Annotated in this window: 26 protein-coding genes; 25 read left to right on the top strand and 1 reads right to left on the bottom strand. The window is 46.4% G+C overall.

Translation table 11 applies throughout. The features are described from left to right. Positions 1–5 precede the first annotated feature (5 nt). Positions 6–137: a YpzI family protein gene (locus QRX25_RS11035; protein ID WP_003153429.1), complete on the bottom strand. Its 132-nt coding sequence runs from the start codon at positions 135–137 to the stop codon at positions 6–8. Between the two features lie 75 nt (positions 138–212). Between QRX25_RS11035 and QRX25_RS11030 the strand changes: the two genes are divergently transcribed. The 25 genes from QRX25_RS11030 (at position 213) to QRX25_RS10910 (ending at position 23219) form a co-directional block, all read left to right on the top strand. After that, on the top strand, positions 213–815 hold the full coding sequence (locus QRX25_RS11030; protein ID WP_212098315.1) for a YphA family membrane protein: 603 nt from the start codon (positions 213–215) through the stop codon (positions 813–815). Between the two features lie 191 nt (positions 816–1006). Then, a complete protein-coding gene (der, locus tag QRX25_RS11025) occupies positions 1007–2317 on the top strand; it encodes a ribosome biogenesis GTPase Der (RefSeq protein WP_013352693.1) in 1311 nt (436 codons plus the stop codon). A gap of 17 nt (positions 2318–2334) precedes the next feature. Continuing rightward, entirely contained in the window at positions 2335–3372 is a 1038-nt protein-coding gene (locus QRX25_RS11020; RefSeq protein ID WP_212098312.1) for an NAD(P)H-dependent glycerol-3-phosphate dehydrogenase, read from the top strand. Between the two features lie 320 nt (positions 3373–3692). Then, positions 3693–3896: a DUF2768 domain-containing protein gene (locus QRX25_RS11015; protein ID WP_014470045.1), complete on the top strand. Its 204-nt coding sequence runs from the start codon at positions 3693–3695 to the stop codon at positions 3894–3896. Positions 3897–3916: 20 nt separating this feature from the next. After that, positions 3917–4651, top strand: coding sequence for a YphF family lipoprotein (locus tag QRX25_RS11010; protein WP_065981773.1), 735 nt, complete (start codon positions 3917–3919; stop codon positions 4649–4651). Positions 4652–4836: 185 nt separating this feature from the next. Then, on the top strand, positions 4837–6315 hold the full coding sequence (gene spoIVA / locus QRX25_RS11005; RefSeq protein WP_065981772.1) for a stage IV sporulation protein A: 1479 nt from the start codon (positions 4837–4839) through the stop codon (positions 6313–6315). A gap of 375 nt (positions 6316–6690) precedes the next feature. Then, a complete protein-coding gene (hbs, locus tag QRX25_RS11000; protein WP_003153447.1) occupies positions 6691–6969 on the top strand; it encodes a non-specific DNA-binding protein Hbs in 279 nt (92 codons plus the stop codon). A gap of 185 nt (positions 6970–7154) precedes the next feature. Continuing rightward, positions 7155–7727 (top strand): GTP cyclohydrolase I FolE, encoded by a 573-nt coding sequence (gene folE, locus QRX25_RS10995; protein WP_003153448.1) that lies wholly within the window; start codon positions 7155–7157, stop codon positions 7725–7727. 20 nt (positions 7728–7747) lie between these two features. Further along, a complete protein-coding gene (gene mtrB / locus QRX25_RS10990; protein ID WP_003153449.1) occupies positions 7748–7975 on the top strand; it encodes a trp RNA-binding attenuation protein MtrB in 228 nt (75 codons plus the stop codon). Between the two features lie 156 nt (positions 7976–8131). Then, the gene (hepS, locus tag QRX25_RS10985; RefSeq protein ID WP_014470046.1) at positions 8132–8887 is read left to right on the top strand and encodes a heptaprenyl diphosphate synthase component 1; all 756 of its coding nucleotides are present in this window, start codon (positions 8132–8134) and stop codon (positions 8885–8887) included. 5 nt (positions 8888–8892) lie between these two features. Next, complete coding sequence (gene menG, locus QRX25_RS10980) at positions 8893–9594, top strand: demethylmenaquinone methyltransferase (RefSeq protein ID WP_013352687.1); 702 nt, start codon at positions 8893–8895, stop codon at positions 9592–9594. Between the two features lie 28 nt (positions 9595–9622). Further along, on the top strand, positions 9623–10585 hold the full coding sequence (gene hepT / locus QRX25_RS10975) for a heptaprenyl diphosphate synthase component II (RefSeq protein ID WP_045510990.1): 963 nt from the start codon (positions 9623–9625) through the stop codon (positions 10583–10585). 120 nt (positions 10586–10705) lie between these two features. After that, a complete protein-coding gene (gene ndk, locus QRX25_RS10970) occupies positions 10706–11152 on the top strand; it encodes a nucleoside-diphosphate kinase (RefSeq protein ID WP_013352685.1) in 447 nt (148 codons plus the stop codon). A gap of 189 nt (positions 11153–11341) precedes the next feature. Beyond that, positions 11342–12112 (top strand): protein-glutamate O-methyltransferase, encoded by a 771-nt coding sequence (locus QRX25_RS10965; RefSeq protein ID WP_115997575.1) that lies wholly within the window; start codon positions 11342–11344, stop codon positions 12110–12112. A 71-nt stretch (positions 12113–12183) separates the two neighbouring features. Next, positions 12184–13356 carry a chorismate synthase gene (gene aroC, locus QRX25_RS10960; protein ID WP_013352683.1) on the top strand — a complete coding sequence of 391 codons (1173 nt, stop codon included), beginning with the start codon at positions 12184–12186 and terminating at the stop codon, positions 13354–13356. Beyond that, on the top strand, positions 13356–14444 hold the full coding sequence (aroB, locus tag QRX25_RS10955) for a 3-dehydroquinate synthase (RefSeq protein WP_013352682.1): 1089 nt from the start codon (positions 13356–13358) through the stop codon (positions 14442–14444). The genes aroC and aroB overlap by 1 nt, the downstream gene beginning before the upstream one ends. After that, a complete protein-coding gene (gene aroH, locus QRX25_RS10950) occupies positions 14441–14824 on the top strand; it encodes a chorismate mutase (protein WP_065981768.1) in 384 nt (127 codons plus the stop codon). Before aroB ends, aroH begins: the two co-directional genes overlap by 4 nt. Before the next feature lie 222 nt (positions 14825–15046). Continuing rightward, positions 15047–16594 carry an anthranilate synthase component I gene (trpE, locus tag QRX25_RS10945; RefSeq protein WP_212098309.1) on the top strand — a complete coding sequence of 516 codons (1548 nt, stop codon included), beginning with the start codon at positions 15047–15049 and terminating at the stop codon, positions 16592–16594. Then, complete coding sequence (gene trpD / locus QRX25_RS10940; protein ID WP_065981766.1) at positions 16566–17582, top strand: anthranilate phosphoribosyltransferase; 1017 nt, start codon at positions 16566–16568, stop codon at positions 17580–17582. Before trpE ends, trpD begins: the two co-directional genes overlap by 29 nt. Next, positions 17575–18327 (top strand): indole-3-glycerol phosphate synthase TrpC, encoded by a 753-nt coding sequence (gene trpC / locus QRX25_RS10935; protein WP_212098307.1) that lies wholly within the window; start codon positions 17575–17577, stop codon positions 18325–18327. Before trpD ends, trpC begins: the two co-directional genes overlap by 8 nt. A 4-nt stretch (positions 18328–18331) precedes the next feature. Further along, on the top strand, positions 18332–18985 hold the full coding sequence (locus QRX25_RS10930; protein WP_212098304.1) for a phosphoribosylanthranilate isomerase: 654 nt from the start codon (positions 18332–18334) through the stop codon (positions 18983–18985). Next, positions 18966–20168, top strand: a complete 1203-nt coding sequence (gene trpB / locus QRX25_RS10925; protein WP_212098302.1) for a tryptophan synthase subunit beta — start codon at positions 18966–18968, stop codon at positions 20166–20168. Before QRX25_RS10930 ends, trpB begins: the two co-directional genes overlap by 20 nt. Beyond that, positions 20161–20958 carry a tryptophan synthase subunit alpha gene (trpA, locus tag QRX25_RS10920; protein WP_065981762.1) on the top strand — a complete coding sequence of 266 codons (798 nt, stop codon included), beginning with the start codon at positions 20161–20163 and terminating at the stop codon, positions 20956–20958. Before trpB ends, trpA begins: the two co-directional genes overlap by 8 nt. Positions 20959–20969: 11 nt before the next feature. Next, positions 20970–22052, top strand: a complete 1083-nt coding sequence (gene hisC, locus QRX25_RS10915) for a histidinol-phosphate transaminase (protein WP_065981761.1) — start codon at positions 20970–20972, stop codon at positions 22050–22052. Between the two features lie 51 nt (positions 22053–22103). Next, on the top strand, positions 22104–23219 hold the full coding sequence (locus QRX25_RS10910) for a prephenate dehydrogenase (protein ID WP_065982892.1): 1116 nt from the start codon (positions 22104–22106) through the stop codon (positions 23217–23219). The last annotated feature ends 9 nt before the right edge of the window (positions 23220–23228 follow it).

The raw sequence follows: 23228 nt of genomic DNA, 5'->3' as shown, positions 1-23228 counted from the left end.
GCTGTTTACGATTTTCTTTTTCGGAATTCCCCGTTTTGCTCGAGGCTTGTCGCACCTTTATGGTGAATCGAATCGTCGCGGTCCGATTCCACCCGGCGGGAGGCTTTCAGTTTTTTCTCCTGTCTGTCTTTACCCATCATCATCCGCTCCTTTCAGCTTTATTGGTTTAAAAAATACGTTACCGCTCCATACTGGTCAGAGGAGGAGCGATTATGGAATCGTTTTATTATTACTGGTCGATGTGGTTTTTATGGATACTTGCGACTTTTATTTTTGCCAAAACGAAAAGCCGTTTTTACGTATCAGTCTTTATTTTGACTAATATGATGGCAAGCATACATCAGATGACGGCTTATTTTACGCTGAACGCGGCATATGTCATGTTTTTTGCTGCGGCATTCGCTTACGCGGGGAGTCTCGGCATGCATAAACGGCTTCGTTATATTGTGATTCATCTGACGGCTTCGGCAGCGTACGGCTTTATTTTTCTTTTTGCATTATATGACCCTGTTTGGTTTATCATAAAACCTGAATGGGCGGCGGTCATACTGCTTACCGTGATTACGGTCTCTGTTGAGGGGCGATTTCCTGAAAGGCTTTGTCTTTTTGTTCTCGGCATGTGCCAAGGAGAGCTATTGTATTCAGCGGTCATTCATAAAATTGCGGGTGCGGCAGCCGTCGGCGGCTATCAATGGCTTTCAGGCTGCTCGGCGGGAGTGATCCTGCTTGTCGGGCTGACTACATATGAACAGCTCGCCGCACGCATCAGCCAAAAAAGCAAAAAGCAGGGCAAAGGGGCGACAAAAATGTCTTGAAAACGGACGGAGACTGTTACATGAATGCGAAACATTTTGAAGAATACATTGTGATCTCAGTGAAAACTGATATAATAAATGAGTTAAGCCCTTCTGTTTGAAGGGTTCTTTTCATAGCGAAGATGATTTTTAATAACCGGTTGAACAATTTTTGTGAAAATGTAAGCGGCTGGATTGAAAGGAAGGGTACTATGGGTAAACCTGTCGTAGCCATTGTCGGAAGACCGAATGTGGGAAAATCCACAATCTTTAACCGGATTGCGGGTGAAAGAATTTCAATAGTAGAAGATACCCCCGGAGTGACGCGGGACCGGATATACAGTTCGGCGGAATGGCTGAATTATGATTTTAACCTGATTGACACGGGCGGAATTGATATCGGAGACGAACCGTTTCTGACACAGATCCGCCAGCAGGCTGAAATTGCCATGGACGAGGCTGATGTGATCATCTTTATGGTGAACGGCCGCGAAGGTGTGACGTCTGCGGATGAAGAAGTGGCAAAAATACTGTACCGGACGAAAAAACCGGTCGTATTAGCCGTTAATAAATTAGATAATACCGAAATGAGAGCGAACATCTATGACTTTTATGCGCTCGGCTTTGGAGAGCCGTACCCTATTTCGGGTACTCACGGTTTGGGATTGGGAGATTTGCTCGATGCTTGTGCCGAGCATTTTAAAAACATTCCGGAAACGAAGTATAATGATGATGTCGTTCAATTCTGCCTGATCGGCCGCCCGAATGTCGGGAAATCCTCCCTTGTCAATGCGATGCTCGGCGAAGAGCGGGTTATCGTGAGCAACGTGGCGGGTACGACAAGAGACGCTGTGGATACGGCATTCACCTATAACCAGCAGGAATTCGTGATCGTCGACACTGCGGGGATGAGAAAAAAGGGAAAAGTATATGAAACAACAGAAAAATACAGCGTGCTTCGGGCGTTAAAAGCCATTGACCGCTCAGACGTCGTCGGCGTTGTGCTGAACGCAGAAGAAGGCATCCTCGAACAGGACAAGCGGATCGCCGGATACGCCCATGAAGCCGGAAAAGCCGTCGTCATTATCGTAAACAAATGGGATGCCGTTGATAAAGACGAAAGTACGATGAAAGAATTTGAACAGAATATACGCGAGCATTTCCAATTTCTCGATTATGCGCCGGTGCTGTTTATGTCGGCACTGACGACAAAGCGGATTCATACACTCATGCCTGCGATTATTAAAGCGAGTGAAAACCACTCTCTCCGCGTACAGACAAATGTCTTAAATGACGTCATCATGGATGCGGTCGCCATGAATCCGACTCCGACGCACAACGGCTCACGCCTGAAAATTTATTATGCGACTCAAGTCGCTGTTAAGCCGCCGAGCTTCGTTGTTTTTGTCAATGATCCGGAACTGATGCATTTTTCTTATGAACGCTTTTTAGAAAACCGAATCCGGGATGCTTTCGGATTTGAAGGTACGCCAATTAAAATATTTGCAAGAGCAAGAAAATAAAAAGGTGTGATACAGAGATGAAAAAAGTGGCAATGCTTGGAGCGGGAAGCTGGGGCACTGCACTTTCTTTAGTGCTGGCTGATAACGGACATCAAGTCATGATGTGGGGACATCGTGCCGAATTGATCGATCAAATCAACGAACTGCATGAAAACAAAGATTATCTGCCCGGGGTGGAGCTATCAAGTTCTATCATCGGAACAGCTGATGTAAGCGAGGCTTTAAAAGGAGCTGATTTCATCATTGTGGCGGTTCCGACAAAAGCCATTCGGGAAGTGCTGAAAAAGGCTCTGCCTTACATCCCGAAACACTCGATTTTTGTTCATGTCAGCAAAGGGATTGAGCCGGATTCGCTTCTCCGCATTTCAGAATTAATGGAGGAGGAGCTGCCTGAGGAGTACAGAAAAGACATCGTCGTGCTTTCAGGACCGAGCCACGCTGAGGAAGTCGGATTAAGACACCCGACGACCGTTACATCATCTTCAAAAAATATCGAGGCTGCAGAAGCGGTTCAGGATTTATTTATGAACCAGCATTTCCGCGTGTATACCAATCCGGATATGATCGGTGTTGAGATAGGGGGAGCTCTAAAAAACATCATCGCTCTGGCAGCGGGAATTACAGACGGATTGGGATACGGAGATAATGCAAAAGCGGCCTTAATCACCCGCGGTCTTGCTGAAATCGCCAGACTCGGCACAAAGATGGGCGGAAATCCCCTTACTTTTTCCGGCCTGACAGGCGTCGGCGATTTAATTGTGACGTGTACAAGCGTTCATTCACGGAACTGGCGCGCCGGCAACCTGCTTGGAAAAGGGTATAAGCTTGAAGAAGTCCTTGACCAGATGGGAATGGTTGTTGAAGGTGTGCGGACGACGAAAGCGGCGTATCAGCTGTCTCAAAAATACCAAGTGAAAATGCCGATTACAGAGGCGCTTCACCAAGTGTTATTTAACGGGCAGAAGGTAGAAACGGCCGTAGAGTCCTTAATGGCCAGAGTGAAAACCCATGAGATGGAAGACTTGGTCAACACATTCGAAAACCGGGTAAAGTGACAATAATATGCCGTCAGCATATTCTGAAGTGACGAAAGTCCAAAACGCAGAACTCTCCGGCTGAAATCGCTCAAAACATTTGCTGATTTAGGCAGAAGAGGATGCAGACGTACGCATCTACGCATACTATAGCATCGAAGTCCAAGAGAGTGTATCTCAGGCGTATAGGTGAATATAGTCAACTTGACTGAAGCAAAGTCCCCCTCTTTGCTTCAGTTTTTTTTGTTTTTTTCAATAGATGGAAAACCTGTTGATCTTTTCAACATTTGTATATTAAAATGAAATATAACGCTTACAATGATTGGACGGGGGGCACGGACGTGAGTGTGGCATTGATGAAAATGTGGTTTGCGCTTGGTGCTATGGGATTAATGTTTGTGGCGGTGGCCTCTATTTATGTCAGCAGGTACAAAGTTAAAAACAGGCTGATAAAAGCAGCAGTTTCTTCACTCGCTTATGCCTGTATGGTCATCTCGGGATTGATCGTGTTAATGGTCGTTTTCAGCGGGCCTGTCAATGAATAAAGCAAAAAAGGGGGCGCGGAATGCATAAGTTAAAAATGGCCGTCATAACGGCAATTGCGGTGCTTCTGCTGTCCGGCTGTCTGTATCCTGAAGCGGAAAAAACTGAAAATAAAGTATCTTACAAGCTTCAGCTTCAGCAGGTTCAAGCGGCAGTGGATGAATTTAAAAAGGCGAACGGCGGACTTCTGCCGATTCAGACAAAAGATATGAAAACACCGATCTATCAAAAATATCCGATAGATTTTAAGCGGCTCGCGCCCAGATATATAGAGGAGCCGCCGTCCTCTGCTTTTGAAAGCGGAGGAATGTACCAATACGTGCTTGTCGATGTGGAAAATAAGCCGACTGTGAAGCTGATCGATCTCCAAATGGCGGAGGCAATCCGCGACATAAAGCTGCGTGTCAAAATGTATCAGGAAAAGCATACATATCCACCCTATGAGGACACCGTTTCAAAAGGGCTGTTCACTTTAAATAAAAAAAAGCTCGGCATGAAAGACTCTCCTTCTGTCAAAAGTCCGGTTTCAGGCACGTCTCTGCCGCTTTTAATCGGCGCTGACGGAGAAATCTATGCCGACTATCGCGTCGATCTCGCCCGTTGTCTGAAAGAAAACAAAAAGAAAATCAAACCGGGCGCGGAAATTCAGGATATTTTATGGGAAGAGACTCCCTTCGTCCCGGCCTTTTCAGTCAAATACACCGTAAATGAAAAACAGGAACCCGTTTTTTTAGAAAGTAAAACGAAACAGGAATGAACCTTTCTCCCGCGCATACAAATAGGGAGAAAGGTTTTTTTGATTCCGATAGAAAAGATTGCCTGAAAATTTTCTAAAGATGTCATATTGAAATAGGACAACGTCATACACATATAGTGTCCTGTATTTGATTGAAGAATGGTGAATGAAAAATGATAAGGATAGGAAGTCCGGGAGGGGATCACTTGGAAAAGGTCGATATTTTCAAGGATATCGCTGAACGAACAGGAGGCGATATATACTTAGGAGTCGTCGGCGCTGTCCGTACAGGGAAATCTACATTCATTAAAAAATTTATGGAGCTCGTGGTGCTCCCGAATATCAGCAATGAAGCCGACAGAGCGCGGGCGCAGGATGAGCTTCCGCAAAGCGCAGCAGGAAAAACGATTATGACCACAGAACCAAAATTTGTGCCGAATCAAGCCATGTCCGTACATGTGGCGGAAGGACTTGATGTCAATATCCGCCTTGTGGATTGTGTGGGATACACTGTTCCCGGGGCGAAGGGATATGAAGATGAAAACGGTCCGAGAATGATCAATACACCATGGTACGAAGAACCGATTCCCTTTCATGAAGCAGCGGAGATCGGTACGAGAAAAGTCATCCAGGAACATTCCACAATCGGGGTCGTTATTACGACAGACGGTTCAATCGGCGATATTGCGCGGGGCGATTACGTAGAAGCGGAAGAAAGAGTCATTGACGAGCTCAAGGAAGTCGGCAAACCGTTTATTATGGTCATCAACTCGGTGAAGCCGTATCACCCGGAAACAGAAGCGCTCAGAACTGAATTAAGCGCGAAATATGATATTCCTGTCCTCGCCATGAGTGTTGAAAGCATGCGGGAAACAGATGTGTTAAGCGTCCTCAGAGAAGCGCTTTACGAGTTCCCTGTGCTGGAAGTGAATGTCAACCTTCCGAGCTGGGTCATGGTGCTGAAAGAAAATCACTGGCTCAGAGAGAGTTACCAGGAATCAGTGAAAGAAACCGTAAAAGATATCAAACGCCTGCGCGACGTCGACCGGGTTGTCGGCCACTTCAGTGAGTTTGAGTTTATTGAAAGCGCAGGCTTGGCCGGAATTGAACTTGGCCAGGGTGTCGCGGAAATTGATTTATACGCGCCGGATCATTTATATGACCAGATTTTAAAAGAAGTGGTCGGCGTCGAAATCCGCGGAAAAGACCACCTGCTTGAATTAATGCAGGACTTCGCCCACGCGAAAAAGGAATATGATCAGGTATCAGACGCGCTGAAAATGGTGAAACAGACCGGCTACGGCATTGCCGCTCCGGCCTTAACGGATATGAGCCTTGATGAACCGGAAATCATCAGACAGGGATCAAGGTTCGGAGTAAGGCTGAAAGCGGTCGCCCCGTCCATTCATATGATCAAAGTAGATGTGGAAAGTGAATTCGCTCCGATCATCGGGACGGAAAAACAAAGTGAAGAGCTTGTCCGCTACTTAATGCAGGACTTTGAGGATGATCCGCTTTCTATCTGGAACTCTGACATTTTCGGAAGATCATTGAGCTCGATTGTGAGAGAAGGAATCTCGGCAAAACTGTCGCTCATGCCTGAAAATGCGAGATATAAACTGAAAGAAACGCTGGAGAGAATTATAAACGAAGGCTCAGGCGGCCTGATCGCAATTATTTTGTAAGCTGAAGGACCTCTTCCTGATACGGGGGGTCTTTTTTTATGTCTGCTTAGATACTGGAAATCAATCAAGGATTAGGAGGAAAAAAGCAAAAAAAGGAATATTTGTTCGGGAAAACACGTGAAAACCTTGACGAGCAAGGGATTGGGGCTTTAAAATGCTTGATATGGCTTTTTATATGTGTTACTCTACTTACAGAAAATCTTCACTTTGTTGGACAAACATTCCTCGAAGTGTCTGTTTTCTTATGAAAAGCCGTTTACTTGTCTGTTCTTCCCTGGATTGATTTTTTATCAGACAGGTTTAGAATCAGACTGAACTGTGAAGAAATGATAATAAACTGCTGAATTAATACCCTTTTGGGAGGAGGTGAAAGGCATGAACAAGACAGAACTAATCAATGCGGTTGCAGAAGCAAGCGAATTGTCTAAAAAAGACGCTACAAAAGCAGTTGATTCTGTTTTTGATACGATTTTAGATGCACTTAAAAATGGTGATAAAATCCAACTGATCGGTTTCGGTAACTTTGAGGTGCGCGAGCGTTCTGCACGTAAAGGACGTAACCCGCAAACAGGTGAAGAAATCGAAATCCCTGCAAGCAAAGTACCTGCTTTCAAACCAGGTAAAGCTCTTAAAGACGCTGTTGCAGGAAAATAATTGTGAATATAGATCGTGTATGCATCTGATACATACACTTTGTTTCTTCACAGAAAAGCCCCTTGATAAAGGGGCTTTTCATATTTAAGCAGCCTCGGTCTCCGGCAGGACTTTCGTTTTGCTTTTGGCGCGGCAAATGTGCTAGAATCGAAATTAAATGTATTCAATGGTGGAGGACACAGACAATGAAAGAAGTTAATAAAGAACAGATTGAACAGGCAGTTCGCCAGATTTTAGAGGCGATTGGAGAAGACCCGGACCGGGAAGGGCTTTTAGATACGCCGAAACGCGTAGCAAAAATGTATGCTGAAGTATTCTCGGGATTAAACGAAGACCCGAAAGAGCATTTTAAAACCGTTTTCGGCGAGGATCATGAGGAGCTTGTTCTTGTAAAAGATATCGCGTTTCATTCTATGTGTGAACATCATCTTGTTCCTTTTTACGGAAAAGCGCATATTGCCTACATTCCGCGCGGCGGAAAAGTGACGGGCCTGAGTAAATTGGCGCGTGCGGTGGAAGCTGTCTCAAAACGCCCGCAGCTGCAGGAGCGCATTACTTCAACGATTGCAGAAAGCATCGTAGAAACCTTAGATCCCCACGGCGTCATGGTTGTCGTCGAAGCTGAACATATGTGCATGACGATGAGAGGCGTTAGAAAGCCAGGGGCAAAAACAGTAACTTCCGCTGTAAGAGGTATTTTTAAAGATGACGCAGCGGCGCGTTCTGAAGTGTTAGAACATATTAAACGTGCGGATTAATAATGATAGAGGGTGCAGATATGAATTCAAAGCATTCAAGTGATTTTGTCGTCATTAAAGCGGTCGAGGACGGTGTGAACGTCATCGGTTTAACGAGAGGAACAGATACGAAATTCCACCATTCCGAAAAACTGGACAAAGGTGAAGTGATTATCGCTCAGTTTACAGAGCATACATCCGCCATCAAAGTGAGAGGCAACGCCCTCATCCAGACCGCTTACGGAGAAATGAACAGCGAAAAAAAATAAGCCGGCTGTTTCCCGCTTTTGCTGATTGCCCGCAAACGGCGGGAGAATACAGCCAATTTCTTTTTTTTATGCTATAATGATACCTGCGTATAATAATGACGAATAAATCTCATACATATTAGAATAAATGTGAATTTGGGGACAAGGGTGATATTTTTGCAAGACATCTACGGAACTTTAGCGAATTTAAATACGAAATTAAAACAAAAGCTGTCTCATCCTTATTTAGCGAAACATATTTCTGCGCCGAAAATCGATGAGGATAAGCTACTTCTTTTTCACGCTTTGTTTGAAGAGGCTGACATTAAGAACAACGACAGAGAAAATTACATAGTAACTGCGATGCTTGTCCAAAGCGCCCTTGATACCCACGATGAAGTGACAACAGCCAGAGCGTTAAAGCGAGACGAAAATAAAAACCGGCAGCTAACCGTGCTTGCCGGCGACTATTTCAGCGGACTGTACTATTCGCTTTTATCTGAAATGAAGGATATCTATATGATTCGGACGCTCGCTACGGCAATTAAAGAAATCAATGAGCATAAAATCCGTCTGTACGATCGGTCTGTCAATGACTTGAATCAATTGATTGAAAGCATGGCGATTGTGGAAGCGGCCCTGTTTCACAGAGTGTCAGACCACTTCAATCTTCCGCGCTGGAAAGAGCTGGCGAGTGATTTTTTTGTATATAAGCGGCTGATGAACGGCAATGCTATATTTCTCGATGTCATCGGCAATATTGTAAAGTCAGGAAAATCAAAGGCTGACATACTGGAAGAAAGCTTCCGAAAGGCGAAGCAAAGTATTGAAACGCTGCTGCCGCTCAATTCACCAATCCAAAATCTAATGCTGAACCGGCTTCAAGCGATCAGCCAAGACAAAACATATCATCAGAAAGTGGAAGAAGGGTAATCAACATGCAGGAGTCAAAAGAACAGCGCGTACACGGCGTGTTTGAAAAAATCTACAAAAATTATGACCAAATGAACTCTGTCATCAGTTTTCAGCAGCATAAAAAATGGCGCGACAAAACGATGCAGATCATGAATGTGAAAGAAGGCGCAAAAGCGCTTGATGTCTGCTGCGGAACGGCTGACTGGACGATTGCCCTCGCAGAAGCGGCCGGTAAAAGCGGCGAAATCAAAGGACTGGATTTCAGCAAAAATATGCTGAGCATCGGCGAGAAAAAAGTAAAAGAGGGCGGTTACAGCCAAATTGAGCTTTTGCACGGAAATGCGATGGAACTCCCTTTCGATGATAATTCTTTTGATTTTGTCACCATCGGCTTCGGACTGCGGAACGTTCCCGACTATCTGACCGTGCTGAAAGAAATGCGGCGGGTCGTCAAACCGGGCGGGCAGGTCGTATGCCTAGAAACATCCCAGCCGGAAATGTTCGGTTTCAGACAGGCATATTTCCTCTATTTTAAATACATCATGCCTTTCTTCGGAAAAATGTTTGCAAAGAGCTATAAAGAATATTCCTGGCTGCAAGAATCAGCAAGAGAATTTCCCGGTATGAAAGAGCTTGCGCGTCTGTTTGAAGAAGCGGGCCTGACGAATGTCAAATACCATTCGTTTACCGGTGGAGTGGCCGCTACGCATATCGGTTGGAAATGATGAATATACAGATGTTTGGGTGAATGATATGAAATTTAAAATGGCCTATTCTTTTTTAAATGACGATATTGATGTGATCGAAAGGGAGCTTGAGCAGACGGTGCGGTCTGACTATCCCTTGCTGAGCGAAGCGGGGCTCCATCTGCTTCAGGCGGGAGGCAAGCGCATCCGCCCTGTTTTCGTATTGCTTTCCGGCATGTTCGGTGACTATGACATTAATAAAATAAAATATGTAGCGGTGACGCTGGAAATGATTCATATGGCGTCCCTCGTGCATGACGACGTCATCGATGACGCCGAGCTGCGGAGAGGAAAGCCGACCATTAAAGCCAAATGGGACAACCGCATTGCCATGTACACCGGTGATTATATGCTTGCGGGCTCGCTTGAGATGATGACGAGACTCGATGAGCCGAAAGCCCACCGGATCCTGTCCAAAACCATCGTAGAAGTTTGCCTCGGAGAAATTGAACAGATCAGAGATAAATACAATATGGAACAAAACCTCAGAACCTATTTGCGCCGCATCAAACGGAAAACGGCTCTTCTCATCGCCGTCAGCTGCCAGCTCGGCGCAATCGCTTCGGGAGCTGATGAGAAGATTCATAAAGCATTATATTGGTTCGGCTATTACGTAGGCATGTCCTATCAAATTATTGATGACATTCTTGATTTCACTTCCACTGAAGAGGAACTGGGAAAACCGGTCGGAGGAGATCTGCTGCAAGGAAATGTCACTCTGCCCGTTTTGTACGCGCTGCGTCAGCCTGAATTGAGAAATCAGCTGAAATTAATTAACAGTGAAACAACACAGGAGCAGCTCGCCCCCATTATTGAAAATATAAAACGCACAGACGCGATTGAAAAATCAATGGCCGTCAGTGACAGGTACTTAAAAAAAGCATTTGAAAAGCTGAATACACTGCCGAGAGGTCGTGCGCGCTCATCATTGGCCGCAATCGCCAAATATATCGGCAAACGAAAATTTTAAACCCCTTTTACGAACAAGATGTGAACATTCTCCGCCCTGGATTGATTAATTGTCAGAAAGATGTTACGATTTCGGTGTGCAACTTGAAAGCCTATACATAATGATGGGGTGGAGAATCTTATGGAAAAAACTTTTATCATGGTAAAACCGGACGGCGTGCAGCGCCAGCTGATCGGAGAGATTTTATCAAGATTTGAACGTAAGGGCTTACAATTGGCAGGAGCCAAGCTAATGCAAGTTTCAGAACAGATGGCTGAAAACCATTATGCTGAACATAAAGGGAAACCGTTTTTCGGCGAGCTTGTGGAATTCATTACATCAGGACCCGTATTTGCAATGGTATGGGAAGGGGAAAATGTAGTAGAGATCACAAGACAGCTAATCGGAAAAACAAACCCGAAAGACGCACTGCCGGGCACGATTCGCGGTGATTACGGCATGTTTGTCGGCAAAAATATCATCCACGGTTCAGACTCCTTAGAAAGCGCTGAGCGGGAAATTCAGATTTTCTTTAAACAGGAAGAGCTTGTACCGTATCAAAAATTAATGGCCGACTGGGTGTACTAAGCCGTCAGCCTTTCTTTTTCTCGTATTATGAAAAGGTTTACATCGTTTAAGAAAGACAGAGGCCTTGCTGCCCTGTCTTTTCATTTCTTACAAATCAGCCTGCGGGCTGATTTTTTTATTGAAATCATACAATTTAGAAAGAAAACAGGCTATACTAGGACAAAAGACAGCGAGATTGGGAGAGAAGCAATGGAGCCTTACGAAATTTTTATCACGAAGTGGAAAAAAATAACCGGCGTTGATTTATCTTTATACAAAGAAGCACAGATGAAAAGGCGGCTGACGTCCCTTTATGAAAAAAAGGGATTCAGAGACTTTCAGGAATTTGCCGCCGCTTTGGAAAAAGACAAGCTATTATTAAATGAAACATTGGACAGGATGACGATCAATGTTTCTGAATTTTACCGAAATTATAAACGGTGGGAAGTTCTTGAAACTTCCATTCTTCCGTTATTAAACCATAACAAACCGTTAAAAATATGGAGTGCGGCCTGTTCAACGGGGGAAGAACCCTATACCTTGGCGATGATTCTCAATCAGCAGACGGGACTGGCCGGATTTGATATATTGGCGACAGATATTGATGAAAAGGCGCTCAGCAAAGCCAAGCGGGGCATCTACCAGGAGCGCTCGCTGCAAGAGGTGCCGGCTTCCGTAAAAAGCCGCTTTTTCACCAAGCAGGACGACAACAGCTATCAAGTAAAGCAAGAGATTCAGAAAAACATCCGTTTTAAGCGGCACAACCTGCTTGCTGACAGCTATGAACAGGATTTTGACCTGATCGTCTGCCGCAACGTTTTTATTTATTTTACTGAAAAAGCGAAAGAAGAGCTGTATGTGAAAATGGCGGGCAGCCTGAAAAAGAACGGAATTCTGTTTGTCGGAAGCACAGAACAGATTTTCAGCCCGGAAAAATTCGGCCTTGAAAGCACCGATACATTTTTTTATCAAAAAAGATAGAAGACATTTTATGAAAACTTGTGTTATAGTTTTACTTAAAAGCGTTAATGTGATGAAGGGAGAAGGAAGAAATGAGATACTTAACAGCCGGAGAGTCACACGGTCCGCAGCTGACGACGATTATAGAAGGAGTGCCTGCGGGGCTTTATATAACTGAGGAAGACATTAATTTTGAGCTTGCCAGACGTCAAAAAGGGCACGGCCGCGGACGCCGTATGCAGATTGAAACGGACAGGGCGAAGATCACGAGCGGCGTGCGGCATGCACGGACACTCGGTTCACCCATCGCGCTCGTTGTAGAAAATAAAGACTGGACCCACTGGACAAAAATCATGGGGGCAGCACCGATTACAGAAGAAGAAGAAAGTGAAATGAAACGCCAGATTTCAAGACCGAGACCTGGGCACGCAGATTTAAACGGGGCCATTAAGTATAATCACCGCGATATGAGAAATGTGTTAGAACGATCTTCCGCGCGTGAGACAACGGTTCGCGTGGCTGCCGGAGCCGTTGCTAAAAAGATTTTAGCGGAGCTCGGCATTAAAGTCGCCGGACATGTTCTGCAAATCGGCGGGGTAAAAGCCGAGAAAACCGATTACACATCCATTGAAGATCTCAAGCGGGTAACTGAAGAATCACCGGTCAGATGCTATGACGAAGAAGCAGGCCGTCAAATGATGGCAGCCATTGATGAAGCGAAGGCAAACGGCGACTCAATCGGCGGAATCGTTGAAGTGATTGTCGAAGGCATGCCCGTCGGTGTCGGAAGCTATGTCCACTATGACCGTAAACTGGACAGCAAGCTCGCCGCTGCCGTTCTGTCGATTAACGCGTTTAAAGGCGTAGAGTTCGGCATCGGTTTTGAAGCGGCCGGCAAAAACGGCAGTGATGTTCATGATGAAATCGTGTGGGATGAAGAGAAAGGCTATACACGGGCGACAAACAGGCTCGGAGGATTAGAAGGCGGTATGACGACAGGAATGCCGATCGTCGTACGCGGCGTTATGAAGCCGATCCCGACTTTATACAAGCCGCTGAAAAGCGTCGACATTGAAACGAAAGAACCGTTTTCAGCGAGCATTGAACGTTCAGACAGCTGCGCCGTTCCTGCAGCAAGCGTAGTGGCAGAAGCAGCAGTGGCCTGGGAAATCGCAAATGCCGTCGTAGAACAATTCGGCCTCGACCAAATTGACCGCATCAAAGAAAATGTAGAAAATATGAGAAAATTATCGAGGGAATTCTGATGAAGGAGCTTGAGGTTCGGACAGCTTCCTCCGCATATCCCGTGTATATCGGTGAAGGCATTAGGAAACAGGCCGCTGCCCTTTTGGCTTCGCTGAACAGGCCGCTGACAAAAATTCTGCTCGTTATCGATGCTGAAGTCGACCGGCTTTACGGTGATGAAATGTTCACGCTTTTAAACGAAACATGGGACGTGAAAAAAGTGATCGTTCCAAGCGGAGAAGAAGCGAAATCACTGGAAGAGTATGAACGGATTCAAACGGAAGCAATCGCTTTCCATATGGACCGTTCCTCATGTATGATCGCGTTCGGAGGCGGCGTGACGGGTGATTTGGCCGGCTTTTGCGCAGCGACTTTTATGCGCGGAATTGATTTCATCCAAATGCCGACGACGCTGCTGGCCCATGACAGCGCGGTCGGCGGCAAGGTGGCTGTCAATCATAAACTCGGAAAGAACTTAATCGGCGCGTTTTATCAGCCAAAAGCGGTGATTTATGATACAGAGCTTCTGAAAACCCTGCCGGAACAAGAGCTGAGATCGGGCATGGCTGAAGTAATCAAACATGCGTTTATCGCTGATCACGCTTTTTTAGAAAAGCTGCTCACGTTTGATACGTTACACGGACTGACAAGCGCTGAGCTGAATGAAATGATTTATAAAGGAATTTCAATAAAATCGGCCGTCGTGCGTGAGGACGAAAAGGAAGAGGGGATAAGAGCTTTCCTGAATTTCGGCCATACGCTCGGCCACGCCGTTGAGGCGGAATACGGCTACGGCCGGATTACACATGGAGATGCAGTAGCCCTCGGTATGCAGTTTGCCCTTTACGTAAGTGAACAGGTTGCGGGATGCAAGATGAACAGAAAAGAACTCACGCAATGGCTGAGAGGACTCGGCTACCCGGGAAGCATCAGACAAGATATCGAAACGCCTGTTCTGTCCGCCAGAATGATGAATGATAAAAAAACACGCGGAGGCATGACTCAGTTCATCGTATTGAAGGAATTAGGCGAAGCACAGGACTGTATGCTTTCAAAAGATGAGCTTGAAAACTTGCTGAACAAATGGCGAATGGAGGAAACAGCATGATGATACGCGGCATTCGCGGAGCAACAACGGTGGAGCAAGACACCGAACAAGAAATTTTAGAAAAAACACAGCAGCTGCTTGAAAAAATCATTGAACAAAATGGATGCAAACCGGAAGACGTTGTGCAGATCCTGTTATCCGCCACGCCTGACATCCATTCTGTATTTCCGGCAAAAGCGGTCCGCAGCCTTTCCGGATGGCAGTACGTCCCGGTGACGTGCATGCAGGAAATGGATGTCGCCGGTGCTCTGAAAAAGTGTGTCCGCGTCCTGATGACGGTTCAGACGGATACGCCTCAGGATGAAATCAGACATGTTTATCTAGAAAAAGCCGTTGTGTTAAGACCGGATTTATCATTGACAAAAAATACTGACATGTAATACGATAAACAAAGCTTAGAAATACACAAGAGTGTGTATAAAGCTGATAAGTAAGATATTGAACAGTTGAGTTTAGAATAGGGTAGCAGAGAATGAGTTTAGCTGAGCTGAGATAAACACGTTTTATTCTGCCCAAAAGAAGCCTTTCTTTTGGGTTTATTTCTTATACGCAACACTCCTCTCACTCTTCATCTCATTCTCCTTACCGCAAGGAGGAGAATCATGAATTTACAATCGGATGTTTCTTTATTTTTAAAGGACAGTCTGACACACCGCACCATTCCAATCGCAGAGACTTTTACAGTCGACACGATCACACCCATTCAGATGGTTGAAAAACTGGACAGAAACATTACGTATCTGTTGGAAAGCAAGGATGAGTCGTCAAGCTGGTCAAGATATTCTTTTATCGGCCTCGATCCTTTCATCACAATTAAAGAGAGTCATAACACATTCGCTGCCGCTGATCCGAAAGGGCATACGCTGTTTGAAGCCGGAGAATTAAGAGCCGTGCTTGACTGGATGAATGAAAGCTTCCGTATTAAAACGCCCGAGCTTGATATTCCATTTTCGGGAGGGGCAGTCGGCTATCTTAGCTATGACATGATTCCTCTGATCGAGCCTTCTGTGCGACGGCATGCGAAAGAAACAGATCTGGAAAAATGCATGCTGTTTGTCTGCCGGAAAATCATTGCGTACGATCACGAAACGAAACAAGTGCATTTTATTCAATATGCGGCGCTTAACGGCCGGGAGACAGAAGAAGAAAAACGGGCCGTTTTTAAAGAAAATTGCGCGGACCTTCGGGAGCTTATCGGTATTTTAACAGAACCGAAGGATATAAAAGAGCCGTTTTTTTCAAAGGAAACGTTTGACACGCCGAGCTTTGCCAATGTGACATCTAATTATACGAAAGAAGGGTTTATGGCCGGCGTCAATAAGCTGAAAGAATTTATAAAAGCGGGAGACATTTTTCAAGGAGTGCTGTCGCAAAAGTTTGATATCCCGGTATCCAGAAATTCATTTGAGCTGTACAGGGTGCTTCGCATCGTCAACCCTTCACCTTATATGTACTATATCAAACTGCCGGACAGAGACATTGTCGGCAGTTCGCCAGAGCGGCTGATCCGTGTGCATGACAGGCATCTGGAAATTCATCCGATTGCCGGAACGAGAAGAAGGGGCGCCGGAAAAAAAGAAGACGAACGCCTGAAAAAAGAGCTGATGAATGACGAAAAAGAAAAAGCTGAACATTACATGCTCGTCGATCTGGCGCGCAATGACATCGGCAGAGTCGCGGAGTATGGTTCCGTAACCGTTCCTGAATTCACAAAGGTCGTTTCTTTTTCTCATGTGATGCACATCATTTCCGTTGTAACCGGCCGTTTAAAACAGGGCGTCCATCCCGTTGACGCGCTGATGTCGGCATTCCCGGCAGGAACACTCACGGGCGCTCCGAAAATCCGCGCGATGCAGCTTTTAAATGAATTAGAACCGACTTCAAGAGAAACCTACGGCGGATGTATCGCTTATATCGGATTTGACGGTTCGATTGATTCGTGTATTACCATCCGCACCATGAGTGTCAAAAACGGTACGGCGTCGGTGCAGGCGGGCGCGGGAATAGTCGCTGATTCCGTCCCGGAAGCTGAATATGAAGAGAGCTGCAGCAAAGCGGGGGCGCTTTTAAAAACGATTCAAATTGCAGAAGACATCTTTTCTGGCGGGGAGGAGAAGACTGATGAACAAATTTCTGCAATTGTGCGTTAATGGCCGCACGCTGAAAACCGGAGAAGCCGAAAAGCTGATGGAGATGATGATGAACGGAGACATGTCTCAGTCTGAGATCGGCGGTATTTTATCAGTATTAGCCCACCGCGGTGAAACGGCGGAGGAGCTCGCCGGATTTGTGAAAGTGATGCGTGCGCGTGCACAAGCGGCAGATGGCTTCGAGGATGTCGTTGATACGTGCGGGACAGGCGGAGACGGGATTTCTACGTTTAACATATCGACGGCAGCGGCAATTACAGCCTCTGCCGCCGGAGCTAAAATTGCCAAGCACGGAAATCGTTCCGTTTCGTCAAAAAGCGGCAGCGCGGATGTGCTGGAGAAACTGGGGGTTTCCATTCAAGCCACTCCAGACAGCGTCAAACGCAGCATCGAAACGAAACAAATGGGGTTTTTGTTTGCCCCGCTGTTTCATTCGTCAATGAAGCACGTCGCCGCCGCGAGAAAAGAGCTTGGCTTCCGAACCGTGTTTAACCTGCTCGGCCCGCTCAGCAACCCGCTGCAGGCGAAGCGGCAGGTGATCGGCGTCTATTCATCTGAAAAAGCGCGCCTGATGGCAAGCGCTCTGGAACAATTTGATGTCAGGCACGTCATGCTTGTGTCGGCGCGTGACGGATTAGATGAACTGTCCATCACAGCACCGACCGATGTCATTGAGCTGAAAAACGGGGAACGTCTGGAATATTCCGTGTCACCCGAACAATTCGGTTTTGCAGAAGGTTCACTGAAGGATATTCAGGTGAGTTCAGCGGAAGAAAGCGCGCTCCTCATTCAGAATATTTTTGCAAATGAAGCCCCGTCATCCGCTCTGCACATTACCGCCTTAAATGCGGGCGCGGCCATTTATACGGCAGGTCTTGCAAAAGATCTGGGAGAAGGAACAAAAACAGCTTTAGAAACCATTCAAAACGGAGATGCCAAAAAGCAGCTCGAACGTCTGAAACAGAAAGAGGAAGAAATATATGCTTGATCAAATCATTCAGCAGAAAAAAGAAGAAGTCAAATCCATCGTGCTGCCGGAAATCCGTCAAATTGAACGGAGATCCTTTAAAGAAGCGATTCTGAACCCGAACCGTTTTATCGGACTGATCGCCGAAGTAAAAAAAGCTTCGCCGTCTAAAGGACTGATTAAAGAGCATTTTGTTCCCGAAAAGATTGCGGCAGATTATGAAGCCGCCAAAGCGGATGCCATCTCTGTTCTGACGGATACCCGTTTTTTTCAGGGAAGAAATCAATTTTTGACAGATGTTAAACAAACCGTTTCTCTTCCCGTGCTGAGAAAGGATTTTATTATTGATTCCCTGCAGGTGGAGGAATCGTACCGGATCGGCGCCGATGCGATTTTGCTGATCGGGGAAGCGCTGGAACCTTCAAAGCTTCATGAGCTTTATCTGGAAGCCCGTGAGAAGGATATGGACGTTCTCGTGGAAGTCCATGATGAAACCGTTCTTGAACGGATTTTACAGGTGTTTCAGCCGGAAATTCTCGGCATAAACAACCGGGATTTAAAAACGTTCCGTACTTCTGTTTCACAAACGGAAAAAATGGCGGATCTTGTGCCGGACGGCTGTCTGCTGGTCAGCGAAAGCGGCATCGGTTCTTTGGCTGACCTGAAATTCGTCAATAAGCACGGGGCGCGGGCTGTATTGATCGGAGAATCTTTAATGAGAGAGGATTCGCAGCAAAAGGCGATCCGCGGGCTGTTCGGGGAGTGAGGGCATGAAAAAGCCTGAAATAAAGTACTGCGGCATCCGCTCAAAGCGTGATTATGAGCTTGCGGCAGCCTCAGAAGCGGATTATCTGGGATTCATTTTTGCCGCAAGCAAACGAAAGGTCACGCCGTATGAAGTACGGAAATGGAAACAGGAGATTCGGACAGATAAGAAACATGTCGGAGTATTTGTAAATGAAACGATAGAAAACATTGCGCAAATCGCTTCTGAACTGTCCCTTGACGTCATCCAGCTGCACGGTGATGAATCGCCTGAGGATGCCCTCCGTCTCCGTCCGCTTGTGCGCTCGGAGATATGGAAAGCGCTCCATCACGGGGAAGGGACGCTCCGTCAGATGGCTAAATTTGCACCCGCCGTCGACGGCTATGTCATTGATTCTTCAGTAAAAGGAATGAGAGGCGGCACGGGAATCGCGTTTTCATGGACCCGTGTCCCCTCGTACCGGAAGCGGGCTCAAAATGCAAACAAGCGCTGTTTTATCGCGGGCGGCGTTAATCCTGAAACGATTACTGATTTACTCAAGTCGGGCCCGTGCGGTATAGATCTTGCCAGCGGGATTGAAAAAAACGGACAAAAGGATCAAACACTGATCCGGCTTTTAGAAGAAAGGATGAACCATTATGTATCCATATCCAAATGAAATCGGAAGATACGGCGAATTCGGAGGCAAATTTGTCCCTGAAACATTGATGCGGCCTCTTGAAGAAATCGAAACGGCTTTCAAAGAATTAAAGAATGATCCCGTATTTCATGCCGAATATAAAAAACTATTGTTTGATTATTCCGGAAGACCGACGGCATTGACGTTAGCAGACAGGGTATCGGATGATTTGGGCGGGGCGAAAATCTATCTGAAAAGGGAAGATTTAAACCATACCGGTTCTCATAAAATTAACAACGCGTTAGGACAGATTCTGCTTGCCAAAAAGATGGGCAAAACGAAAATCATCGCCGAGACCGGTGCGGGACAGCACGGTGTTGCTGCCGCGACAGCCGCCGCAAAATTCGGTTTTGAATGTACGGTTTTTATGGGTGAAGAGGACGTTGCGCGCCAGTCGCTGAACGTATTCCGAATGAAACTGCTCGGCGCGGAGGTCGTGCCGGTCTCTAGCGGCAACGGCACATTGAAAGATGCGACGAATGAAGCGATCAGATATTGGGTTCAGCATTGTGAAGACCATTTTTACCTGATCGGTTCTGTCGTAGGTCCGCACCCGTATCCGTACATTGTTCGCGAGTTTCAGAAAATCATCGGCGAGGAAGCGAAAGAACAGCTCCTCAGGATCGAAGGGACGCTCCCGGACAAGGTTGTTGCATGTGTCGGCGGCGGAAGCAATGCGATGGGCATATTTCAGGCCTTTTTAGACGAAGATACTGAGCTGATCGGCGTCGAGGCGGCCGGAAAAGGAATTGATACGCCTCTGCATGCGGCGACGATAGCAAAAGGGACGCTCGGGGTGATTCACGGTTCAATGACCTATTTAATACAAGATGCATACGGACAGATTATCGAACCGTATTCCATTTCAGCAGGCCTTGATTACCCGGGGATCGGGCCTGAGCATGCCTATCTGCATAAAAGCGGCCGTGTAACATATCAAAGTGTGACAGACGAAGAAGCGATTGCCGCGTTGCGTCTGCTTTCTGAAACAGAAGGCATTCTTCCGGCTATTGAATCTGCACATGCCTTGGCAAAAGCATTTGAAATGGCGAAAGACATGGATAAAGACAAAATCATTCTCGTCAGTCTGTCGGGAAGAGGAGATAAAGACGTTCATACGCTGATGAATGTTTTGGAAAACGGGGTGGAGACACATGTTTAATCTGCATGATTCTGAAAAATTATTTATTCCTTTTATTACGGCGGGCGATCCGCTTCCTGAAATTTCTGTTGAACTGGCAAAATCTTTGCAGAATGCAGGCGCTTCAGCCCTTGAAATCGGCGTCCCCTACACAGATCCGCTCGCGGACGGCCCCGTCATACAGCGGGCTTCAAAACGGGCTCTGGAAAACGGAATGAATATCGTAAAAGCCATTGAACTTGGCGGCAAAATGAAAAAAAACGGCGTTCATATTCCAATTATCCTCTTTACGTATTATAATCCTGTGTTACAATTAGAAAAAGAATGCTTTTTCGCTTTACTGCGGGAAAACGACATAGACGGTCTGCTTGTACCGGATCTTCCGTTAGAAGAAAGCGCCCTTTTGCAAAAGACATGCAAAAAGGAGAACATCGCTTATATCTCGCTGGTCGCGCCGACAAGTGAAAGCCGTTTGAAAATAATTACTGAACAGGCCGGCGGCTTTGTGTATTGCGTATCTTCTTTAGGAGTGACGGGCGTACGCAGCGAATTCGATCCGTCTGTATACTCTTTCATCCGTAAAGTGAAAGAATTCAGCTCTGTTCCGGTTGCGGTCGGTTTTGGCATTTCAAGCCGCAAACAGGTTGACGAGATGAATGAAATATCAGATGGTGTCGTTGTCGGAAGCGCGCTTGTCAGAAAGGTTGAAGAGCTTGAAACAAAGCTTGTGAATTCCGGCACAAGAGCTGATGCGCTTCTTGAATTTGAGGAGTACGCAAAGACGTTCGGACGACTGTACAGTGTAAAATGAGGTGACTGGATTTGCAGATTAAAGAACAGCTGCGGCAGCTGAAACCGTATCAGCCGGGCAAACCAATAGAAGAAGTGAAAATGGAGTACGGGCTTGAGAAAGTAGTAAAGCTCGCATCTAACGAAAATCCGTTCGGCTGTTCACAGGCCGCTAAAGATGCGCTGCATCAGGAAATTGAGCAGCTTGCGTTGTATCCCGACGGTTACAGCGCCGCTTTGAGAACGCGGCTCAGTGAACATCTGCAGGTCAGTGAATCTTCGATCATTTTCGGAAACGGCTCTGATGAGCTTGTGCAGATTATCTGCCGTTCTTTATTAGATGATCAGGCAAACACGATTACCGCCGCTCCGACTTTCCCGCAATACAGACACAATGCGGTGATTGAAGGCGCTGAAGTGCGCGAGGTGCCGCTCCGCAGTGACGGCGCTCATGATTTGGACCGGATGCTTGAAGCGATTGACAGTAAGACGAAAGTCATATGGGTATGCAATCCGAATAATCCGACGGGGACGTATACTTCTGAACAAGAGTTAATTGCCTTTTTAGACAGAGTTCCCGAGCATATTCTCGTTGTACTTGATGAAGCGTACTACGAGTATGTCACAGCGGAAGATTACCCTGAAAGCATTCCGCTTTTAAAGCAATATCCGAATATCATGATCCTCCGCACATTTTCAAAAGCATACGGACTGGCCGCGCTTCGCGTCGGTTACGGCATTGCGAATGAAGCGCTGATCCGCCAGATTGAACCGGCGAGAGAGCCGTTCAATACGAGCAGAATCGGCCAGGCTTCGGCACTGGCTGCGCTTGACGACCAGTCGTTTATTAAGGAATGCGTCAAAAAAAATACAGCGGGTCTTAAGCAGTATTATGATTTTGCCGAAACCCATGGTTTAACTTGTTATCCTTCACAAACAAACTTTGTGCTCATTGAATTTAACCGCCCTGCGGATGAACTGTTCCAAGCCCTGCTAGAAAAAGGGTATATCGTCCGCTCAGGACAGGCGCTCGGATTTCCTGCTGCCCTGAGGATTACGGTTGGTACGAAAGAGCAGAATGAGGAAATTCTGACAATTTTAGCTGAAATATTATAAGAGGTGATCAAGCGTCACCTCTTTACTCTATTAAACTAGATGAAAAAGGAAATGAGTGAAATGAAGGACACAATATTGCTTGCGGGAATCGGTCTGATCGGCGGATCGATTGCATTGGCCATTAAAAAAGAGCATCCGCATAAACGGATTATCGGTGTAGATATTTCGGAAGAACAGCTTACTGCCGCGCTGAAGCTCGGGATTATTGACGAGCGGGCCGGCTCATTTACGGAAGGGGCGCAGCAGGCGTCAGTTGTCATTATCGCCACGCCTGTCGCGCAAACGCTGAAAATGCTTGATATGCTTGCCGCATCGGGCATTACCCATGAACTCTTGATTACAGATGTGGGCAGCACAAAGCAGAAAGTCGTCAGTTATGCTGACAAAGTGCTTCCGGCTCACTATCAATTTGTCGGCGGCCATCCGATGGCGGGGTCTCATAAATCCGGGGCCGCTGCCGCGAAAGATTTTTTATTCGAAAACGCGTTTTACATTTTAACACCGGGAAAATCAACTTCTAAAGAGTCAGTAACGCATCTGAAGGAGCTTCTGAAAGCGGCAAACGCCCACTTTGTGGAGATGACTCCCGAGGAGCATGACGGCGTAACAAGCGTCATCAGCCATTTCCCTCATATCGTTGCCGCAAGCCTCGTACATCAGGCTCACCAATCTGAAGAAGATTATCCGTTTTTGAAGCGTTTCGCAGCCGGCGGTTTTCGGGACATCACAAGGATAGCCTCAAGCAGCCCGGCGATGTGGAGGGACATACTCCTTCATAACAAAGATAAACTGCTTGACCGCTTCAAAGAATGGAAACGGGAGATTGACACGATTGAATCTTATGTAGAAAATGAAGATGCGGACAACCTGTTCGGTTACTTTAAAAAAGCGAAGGATTATCGCGACGGCCTGCCGCTCCGTCAAAAAGGGGCGATCCCGTCTTTTTATGACCTTTATGTCGATGTTCCCGATCATCCGGGGGTCATTTCGGAAATTACGGCGATTTTGGCTGAAGAAAAAATCAGTATCACCAACATCCGCATTATCGAAACAAGAGAAGATATTAACGGAATTCTGAGAATCAGTTTCCAGACTGATGATGACCGCAAGCGGGCGGAAACCTGCATTCAATCCCGCGCCAAATATGAAACATTTTACGCTGACTGAGGTGGAGAA

This window comes from Bacillus sp. L381, from assembly GCF_030284525.1.
GTDB lineage: Bacteria > Bacillota > Bacilli > Bacillales > Bacillaceae > Bacillus > Bacillus amyloliquefaciens.
This window is presented reverse-complemented; position numbering and strand designations above follow the sequence as displayed.

Excerpts from the sequence above, each read along its gene's own strand:
- trpA (WP_065981762.1), top strand. The coding sequence starts at position 20,161 with ATGTTTAATCTGCATGATTCTGAAAAATTATTTATTCCTTTTATTACG.
- QRX25_RS11020 (WP_212098312.1), top strand. The coding sequence starts at position 2,335 with ATGAAAAAAGTGGCAATGCTTGGAGCGGGAAGCTGGGGCACTGCACTT.
- QRX25_RS10965 (WP_115997575.1), top strand. The coding sequence starts at position 11,342 with ATGGAGCCTTACGAAATTTTTATCACGAAGTGGAAAAAAATAACCGGC.
- trpC (WP_212098307.1), top strand. The coding sequence starts at position 17,575 with ATGCTTGATCAAATCATTCAGCAGAAAAAAGAAGAAGTCAAATCCATC.
- mtrB (WP_003153449.1), top strand. The coding sequence starts at position 7,748 with ATGAATTCAAAGCATTCAAGTGATTTTGTCGTCATTAAAGCGGTCGAG.
- QRX25_RS10930 (WP_212098304.1), top strand. The coding sequence starts at position 18,332 with ATGAAAAAGCCTGAAATAAAGTACTGCGGCATCCGCTCAAAGCGTGAT.
- folE (WP_003153448.1), top strand. The coding sequence starts at position 7,155 with ATGAAAGAAGTTAATAAAGAACAGATTGAACAGGCAGTTCGCCAGATT.
- aroC (WP_013352683.1), top strand. The coding sequence starts at position 12,184 with ATGAGATACTTAACAGCCGGAGAGTCACACGGTCCGCAGCTGACGACG.
- ndk (WP_013352685.1), top strand. The coding sequence starts at position 10,706 with ATGGAAAAAACTTTTATCATGGTAAAACCGGACGGCGTGCAGCGCCAG.
- QRX25_RS11030 (WP_212098315.1), top strand. The coding sequence starts at position 213 with ATGGAATCGTTTTATTATTACTGGTCGATGTGGTTTTTATGGATACTT.
- menG (WP_013352687.1), top strand. The coding sequence starts at position 8,893 with ATGCAGGAGTCAAAAGAACAGCGCGTACACGGCGTGTTTGAAAAAATC.
- hbs (WP_003153447.1), top strand. The coding sequence starts at position 6,691 with ATGAACAAGACAGAACTAATCAATGCGGTTGCAGAAGCAAGCGAATTG.
- QRX25_RS11010 (WP_065981773.1), top strand. The coding sequence starts at position 3,917 with ATGCATAAGTTAAAAATGGCCGTCATAACGGCAATTGCGGTGCTTCTG.
- trpB (WP_212098302.1), top strand. The coding sequence starts at position 18,966 with ATGTATCCATATCCAAATGAAATCGGAAGATACGGCGAATTCGGAGGC.
- aroH (WP_065981768.1), top strand. The coding sequence starts at position 14,441 with ATGATGATACGCGGCATTCGCGGAGCAACAACGGTGGAGCAAGACACC.
- QRX25_RS11035 (WP_003153429.1), bottom strand. The coding sequence starts at position 137 with ATGGGTAAAGACAGACAGGAGAAAAAACTGAAAGCCTCCCGCCGGGTG.
- QRX25_RS10910 (WP_065982892.1), top strand. The coding sequence starts at position 22,104 with ATGAGTGAAATGAAGGACACAATATTGCTTGCGGGAATCGGTCTGATC.
- trpD (WP_065981766.1), top strand. The coding sequence starts at position 16,566 with ATGAACAAATTTCTGCAATTGTGCGTTAATGGCCGCACGCTGAAAACC.
- der (WP_013352693.1), top strand. The coding sequence starts at position 1,007 with ATGGGTAAACCTGTCGTAGCCATTGTCGGAAGACCGAATGTGGGAAAA.
- trpE (WP_212098309.1), top strand. The coding sequence starts at position 15,047 with ATGAATTTACAATCGGATGTTTCTTTATTTTTAAAGGACAGTCTGACA.
- aroB (WP_013352682.1), top strand. The coding sequence starts at position 13,356 with ATGAAGGAGCTTGAGGTTCGGACAGCTTCCTCCGCATATCCCGTGTAT.
- hepT (WP_045510990.1), top strand. The coding sequence starts at position 9,623 with ATGAAATTTAAAATGGCCTATTCTTTTTTAAATGACGATATTGATGTG.